This is a genomic window from Actinomadura sp., assembly GCF_044508335.1.
In the GTDB taxonomy this organism is placed as follows: Bacteria; Actinomycetota; Actinomycetes; order Streptosporangiales; family Streptosporangiaceae; genus Spirillospora.
Genome location: NZ_JBIQHY010000204.1, coordinates 1 through 5,547, shown reverse-complemented (window position 1 = coordinate 5,547; position 5,547 = coordinate 1). Strand labels below are relative to the sequence as shown.

6 protein-coding genes are annotated in these 5,547 nt (G+C 77.9%); 4 read left to right on the top strand and 2 right to left on the bottom strand.

The genetic code is table 11. The features are described 5' to 3' along the window. Nucleotides 1-284 precede the first annotated feature (284 nt). Both ACIWVC_RS34005 and ACIWVC_RS34000 read left to right on the top strand, forming a co-directional pair. Complete coding sequence (locus ACIWVC_RS34005; protein ID WP_396452390.1) at nucleotides 285-1,037, top strand: lysostaphin resistance A-like protein; 753 nt, start codon at nucleotides 285-287, stop codon at nucleotides 1,035-1,037. 212 nt (nucleotides 1,038-1,249) lie between these two features. Further along, nucleotides 1,250-1,750, top strand: coding sequence for a MarR family winged helix-turn-helix transcriptional regulator (locus ACIWVC_RS34000; protein ID WP_396452388.1), 501 nt, complete (start codon nucleotides 1,250-1,252; stop codon nucleotides 1,748-1,750). A 41-nt stretch (nucleotides 1,751-1,791) separates the two neighbouring features. Here the strand turns inward: ACIWVC_RS34000 and ACIWVC_RS33995 are convergent, their stop codons facing one another. Further along, nucleotides 1,792-2,769: a helix-turn-helix transcriptional regulator gene (locus ACIWVC_RS33995; RefSeq protein WP_396452386.1), complete on the bottom strand. Its 978-nt coding sequence runs from the start codon at nucleotides 2,767-2,769 to the stop codon at nucleotides 1,792-1,794. Nucleotides 2,770-2,871: 102 nt separating this feature from the next. Between ACIWVC_RS33995 and ACIWVC_RS33990 the strand changes: the two genes are divergently transcribed. Beyond that, nucleotides 2,872-3,309, top strand: a complete 438-nt coding sequence (locus ACIWVC_RS33990) for a VOC family protein (RefSeq protein WP_396452384.1) — start codon at nucleotides 2,872-2,874, stop codon at nucleotides 3,307-3,309. 61 nt (nucleotides 3,310-3,370) lie between these two features. Next, nucleotides 3,371-4,000, top strand: a complete 630-nt coding sequence (locus ACIWVC_RS33985; RefSeq protein WP_396452382.1) for a hemerythrin domain-containing protein — start codon at nucleotides 3,371-3,373, stop codon at nucleotides 3,998-4,000. Between the two features lie 7 nt (nucleotides 4,001-4,007). Here ACIWVC_RS33985 and ACIWVC_RS33980 read toward each other — a convergent pair whose 3' ends face one another. After that, the gene (locus ACIWVC_RS33980) at nucleotides 4,008-5,135 is read right to left on the bottom strand and encodes a hypothetical protein (protein ID WP_396455125.1); all 1,128 of its coding nucleotides are present in this window, start codon (nucleotides 5,133-5,135) and stop codon (nucleotides 4,008-4,010) included. Nucleotides 5,136-5,547 lie beyond the last annotated feature (412 nt).

The following is a 5,547-nucleotide window of genomic DNA, read 5'->3' as shown; positions in this document are numbered from 1 at the left end:
GCGCCGCGCGCAGGCGCCGCCGCACAAAGCGCCCGCTCCGAAGGCGTCCGGGACGGCGCCGAGCAGGGGGGCCGAGCGGGGGGTGCACCGTCCGAAACGGGAGCGGTCCGCATGGCCGGACAAGTTTCATGCCGCGCGGCTCGCAGACGCCGCGGGGCCGGGTGTCCAGGGGGTTGGCCCGCCGTCTGGACGGGGGTGGGCCGCATGGTCCGGGGGCGTGCCGGCGGCGCACAGTTGAGGGCGCCGCGGGGCCGAGCCCCGTCGAGAAGGGCCAGAGGAGTGCCATGAGTGCGGATACCGCGATCAGCGTCCTGTTCCTGATCGTGCTGGCGGTGAGCGCGCTGGCCGCGCTGCACGGCCGGGTGCGGCGGGGCGTCCCGCTGGGTCTCGGGGTGCGCGGCGGGACGGGACGGGACCTGGCTGCCGGGCTGGCGATCGGGTCGGCGGGCATGGCGGCGACCGTGGCCGCCGTCGTGGCGCTCACCCCCACCGCGTTCCACGACGTGCGGCTGGACGCGGCGAAGCTGGCCTACGCCACCGCGGTGCTAGCGGTGGCGGCCGTGGGCGAGGAGGTCGTGTACCGGGCGCTGATGCTGGGCGGCCTGGCGCGGCTGACCGGGCGCCCCGCCGTGGCGCTGGCGGCCGCGGCCGCGGTGTTCGGGCTCGTCCACCTCACCGGCAGCCCCGACGCCACCGTCATCTCGGTGTTGAGCAACGCGCTCGGCGGCGTCATGTACGGGGTGGCGTTCCTGCGCACCGGCCGCATCTGGATGGGGGTGGGCGTGCATTTCGCGTGGAACTTCGTCCAGGGGCCGGTGGCCGGTTTCCCGGTCAGCGACGAGACGTCCTTCAGCGGGGCTCTGCTGCGTCCGGTCACCGAGGGCGCGCAGTGGCTGACCGGCGGCGCGTACGGACCCGAGGGCAGCGTCCTGTCGCTGGTCTTCCGCGTGGCGATCATCGCGATGACGGTGGCGGCGACGGCCCGCCGGCCCGGCGGCGCCCCTGCGCGGCCGCACCCGGACCCCGCCGCCTCCTGACATCCAGGCGGGCCGCGCCGCTCCAAGGCCCGTGTCCCTGCGCGGCGACACCGCGGACCACGGGCGGATCGGCGGGCGCCGTGAGATCCGGCGCCCGCTGCTGCGCGCCTGCCGCGACGGCTTGCGAGTTCCGCGCTCTGGTGCGGTGTTGCGGGGGCGCGGCGGGTAGGGCGTGGTCGATAATCTCAACGTTGAGATTGCCGGGAGGGGCGATGGCGGACGCGGTGGACGCGATCCTGGCGCAGTGGGCGCGGGAGCGGCCGGACGTCGACGTGTCCGCGATGGGCGTCATCGGGCGGATCTCGCGGGCGCAGCTGCTGCTGGGCAGGGAGCTGAAGAGCTTCTTCGCGGCGCACGGGCTGGAGAGCTGGGAGTTCGACGTGCTGGCGACGCTGCGCCGGCACGGCGCGCCCTACGAGCTGACGGCGGGGGCGCTGCTGAAGGCCGCGATGGTCACCTCGGGCGCGATCACCAACCGGATCGACCGGCTGGAGGCCAAGGGGCTGGTCGAGCGGGTCCGCGACCCCGGCGACCGCCGGTCGGTGCGGATCCGGCTGACGCCGCGCGGGCTGAAGGTCGTGGACGAGGTGGTCGTCCTGCACGCCGCCAACGAGCAGCGGCTGCTGGCCGGGCTGGACCCGGCCGAGCGCGAGCGGCTGGCCGGGGCGCTGCGCACGCTGCTGGAGTCGCTGGGCGACACCTCCCTGGACTAGCGTCACCGCGATCGCGGCCGGGCGCGGCCGGCGCGGCCGGGTCAGCGCGGGAAGTCCTGCACGGCGCGGGCGGCGCGGTCGGCGATCGCGGCCAGGTGCGGGGCCAGTTCGGGCGGGTCCAGCAGGGTGTAGTCGACGGGCAGCAGGGCGATGCGGTGGGCCAGGAACCGCAGCGAGTCCGAGCGGGTGTGCAGCAGGCAGGCGTCCGCGCCGGCGGGTTCCAGGACGCCGTGCCAGGCGGTGACCTGCCCGGCGGCCTCGGCGATGGGGGCGTGCAGCAGCAGCCGCGCCCGGATCGTCCCGGATCCGCCGGCGAGGGCGTCCATCGTCCAGGAGGCGGCGTCGGCGCCGCCGGGCAGCTCGCGTGCGGGGCCGCGCACGCCGGTGCGGTGCGGGCCGGTGATGCGGTCGGCGCGGAAGGTGCGCCAGGCGGCGCGGTCCTCGTCGTGGGCGACCAGGTACCAGCGGCGCCCGGCGGCGACGAGCCGGTGCGGCTGCGCCAGCCGCCGGGTCTGCTCGCCGCCGGCGGCGGTGTAGGTGAAGCGGACGTGTTCGCGGGTGACGCACGCGGCGGCGAGCAGGGCCAGGACGCCGGGGTCGGCGGCGGGCGGGGCGGCGTCCGGCGGGGGCAGGGAGACGGCGGCCTCGGTGAGCGCGGCGACGCGGGGCCGCAGCCGGTGGGGGAGGACCTGCTCGATCTTGGCGAGGGCGCGCAGCGAGGTGTCCTCGATGCCGGTGACGGCGCCGGCGGCGGCGGTGCGCAGGCCGATGGCGATGGCGGTGGCCTCGTCGTCGTCCAGCAGCAGCGGCGGCATCGCGGTCCCGGCGGTGAGCCGGTAGCCGCCGGCGCCGCCGCGGGTGGCGTGCACGGGGTAGCCGAGCTCGCGGAGCCGGTCGATGTCGCGGCGGACGGTGCGGGCGGTGACGCCGAGCCGCTCGGCGAGCTCGCCGCCCTGCCACTCGCGGGGCGTCTGCAGCAGGGACAGCAGGCGGAGCAGCCGCCCGGACGGATCGCGCACGACCCCCATCTTGCCGCGCTTTTAGGACATTAGGCGACCTAATGGCGGTCTAGCGTCGGTGCCGAGGCCGGACAGCCCGCGCCTCGCCGAAACGGAGGAGCCATGCTGCGCGGATTGGCCACCATCAGCCTGTGGGCCGACGACCTGGAGGCCGCCAAGGACTGGTACGCCGAGCTGCTGGGCGTCGCGCCCTACTTCAGCGTCCCGGGGCCGGGCGGCCGGGCCGCCTACTACGAGTTCCGGGTCGGGGACTACGAGCACGAGCTGGGCCTGATCGACGCCCGGTTCCGCCCCGGCGGCCCGGCCGCTGCGCCGGGCGGGGCGCCGGGCGGGGTGATCGCCTATTGGCACGTGGACGACCTGGAGGCGGCGGTGGCGCGGCTGCTGGCGATGGGCGCCCGCGAGCACGAGAAGCCCACCGAGCGGGGCGAGGGGACGGGGTTCGCGACCGCGTCGGTGACCGACCCGTTCGGCAACGTGCTCGGCGTGATGACCAACCCGCACTACCTGGAGGTCCTGGCCAAGGCGGCCCCGGTGTGAGGTGCGTCTCTCCGGGGCCCGGGGACGTCACATCCGCGGGCGCCGGAACCCTCATATGTGCATGGACACTTTCGTGGTCCGGCCGCGCGCCGCCGCGTGCCACACCCTCCTGTACGCCGTCCACGACGCGTTCCGCCGGGACCTGGACCGGCTCGCGGCGGCGGTGGCGGCGGGCAAGGGCGGGGCCGCGCACGTGCGCGCGGGCTGGGACAACTTCAAGGACCAGCTGCGCATGCACCACCACCTGGAGGACCGGCTGCTGTGGCCGCGGGTGGAGCGCGCGGTCGCCGGCCGCCCCGCGGACTTGGCGGTGCTGGCGGAGATGCGCGCCGAGCACGCCCGCCTCGGGCCGCCGGTCGCCGGGGTGGACGCGGCGCTGGCGGGCGGCGGCGACGGCGTCGCCGCCGTGCGGGATCTGCGGGACGCGCTGGAGGCGCACCTGCGCAACGAGGAGGCGACGGCGCTGCCGCTGGCGGAGTCGGTGCTGGGGCGGCGGGAGTGGGAGGCGCTGGCCGCCGACGCGCAGGGCCGCTGCGCGGCGGGCGCGCCGCTGTTCGTGCCCTGGGTCGTGGACGGGATCGCGCCGGTGCAGCGCAGCCGGTTCCTGACGGCGCTGCCCGGCCCGGTGCGCGACCGCAACCGGGTGGCGTGGGAGCCCCGCTACCGCAAGCGCCGCCTGTGGAGCACCTGACCCCGGGTCACCAGGGGACGGCGCGCACCCGGACGTGGTCGTCGCCCGGGTCGTAGTAGGACAGCAGCAGCTCGGCGCGCGTCGACAGCTCGGGGTGGCCGATGAGGGCGCGGCACTGGTCCAGGCCCGCCCCGCCCGTGCAGCCGACGGTGCCGCGCCCGGCGGGACGCCACGGGCCTTCGGGCGCGGAGGCGCGCCAGAGGCGGTATCCGCCGTCCAGTCCGCGCTGCTCGACCATGACCAGGCCCTTGCCCAGGCGGGAGTAGTCGGCGACGTGCACGGCGTAGGGGGCGGCGCCCGGCACGACGGTCGCCGCCGCGAACGCGTCGCGGGTCCAGCCGGCGGCCGTCCGGTACCGGTAGGCGGCCGGGTCGCGGCGGGCGGCGGGGTCGGCGCGGACGCGGGCGAGGGTGACGCGGCCGCCGGAGCAGGCGCCGAACCCGTGGAGGTCGCAGACGGCGGCGAACAGGTACAGGTGCCCGCCGGCGAAGACGGGCGAGCCGAGGTTCTGCTGGAACGGCAGCCCGCCGGGCGCGGTGAAGGGCCTGGCGAGCTCGGTGAGGGCGTTGCGGGCGGGCCGGTACTCGACCATGCCGAAGCCTTGTGTGCTGATGGATCCGGCGGTGACGCACACGTCGGTGTAGGTGATCAGCAGGGCGCCCGTGCCGGGCGGGCGCGCGGCGCCCGACACCCAGGAGGCGCCGTAGGCGGCGCCGGGGACGTGGCAGGGCCGCCCGCCGGGCAGGACGAGGCCGGGCGGCCGGCCGAGCAGCCCCTGCGGCGGCCCGTCCGCCCGCTCGCTCACCGCCGGGCCCGGCGGGGCGGCGGGGCCGGAGGGGGTGGGGAGCTCGGTGAGTGCGGCGGGCACGCGGCCGGGGACGGCGGGGCCGGTCGCGGCGGTGGCGCCCAGCCACATCCCGGGGCGGGTGCCCGTCCACACCGAGTCGCAGAACAGCCACAGGCTGCGGCCGGGCCGTCCGGGCAGCGGGGCGCTGTAGCCGCAGTCGCGGTCGATGGCGTTGCCGGGCGCGGCGGTCTCGTAGCGGGACAGGACGCGGGCGGGCGGCGCGGCCCCCGGCGGCGGGTCCGGGGCGGGGGCGCCGCCGCCCGCCGCCGCCAGCACGGCGGCCAGCACGCCCGCCGCGGCGGCGGTCGCGGTGCGGGGCGGGCGGCGGTGAGGACTGCGGGTCAGCGGAAACCCCCCGGTACGGCGCGGCGGTGGGATCTCACAGCGTGGCCCGCCGCCCCGCCCGCGATCAATCCCCGGGGCCGGGCCGCGCACCCGCTGGCGCCGGGACCCGGTGGCACCAGCCGGTGGCGCCGGACCCGGCGGCGCCGGACCCCGTGGCGCCGGACCTGGCAGCGCCGCAAGCGGGGCATCACAGGCGGGCGGTGAGCAGGGCCAGGACGGCGACGCCGACGGTGAGCCAGGCCGCGTAGTCGCCGATGTGGCCGGAGTGCAGCGCGTGCAGCCGCGCCGCGACCGCTCCCGCGGCGCGCCCCGCGGCGCGGGCGGCGGCCGCTGCCGCGCCGGCCGGGACCGCGCC

Coding starts and splice junctions, on each gene's coding strand:
- ACIWVC_RS34005 (WP_396452390.1), top strand. CDS start 285: ATGAGTGCGGATACCGCGATCAGCGTCCTGTTCCTGATCGTGCTGGCG.
- ACIWVC_RS34000 (WP_396452388.1), top strand. CDS start 1,250: ATGGCGGACGCGGTGGACGCGATCCTGGCGCAGTGGGCGCGGGAGCGG.
- ACIWVC_RS33990 (WP_396452384.1), top strand. CDS start 2,872: ATGCTGCGCGGATTGGCCACCATCAGCCTGTGGGCCGACGACCTGGAG.
- ACIWVC_RS33985 (WP_396452382.1), top strand. CDS start 3,371: ATGGACACTTTCGTGGTCCGGCCGCGCGCCGCCGCGTGCCACACCCTC.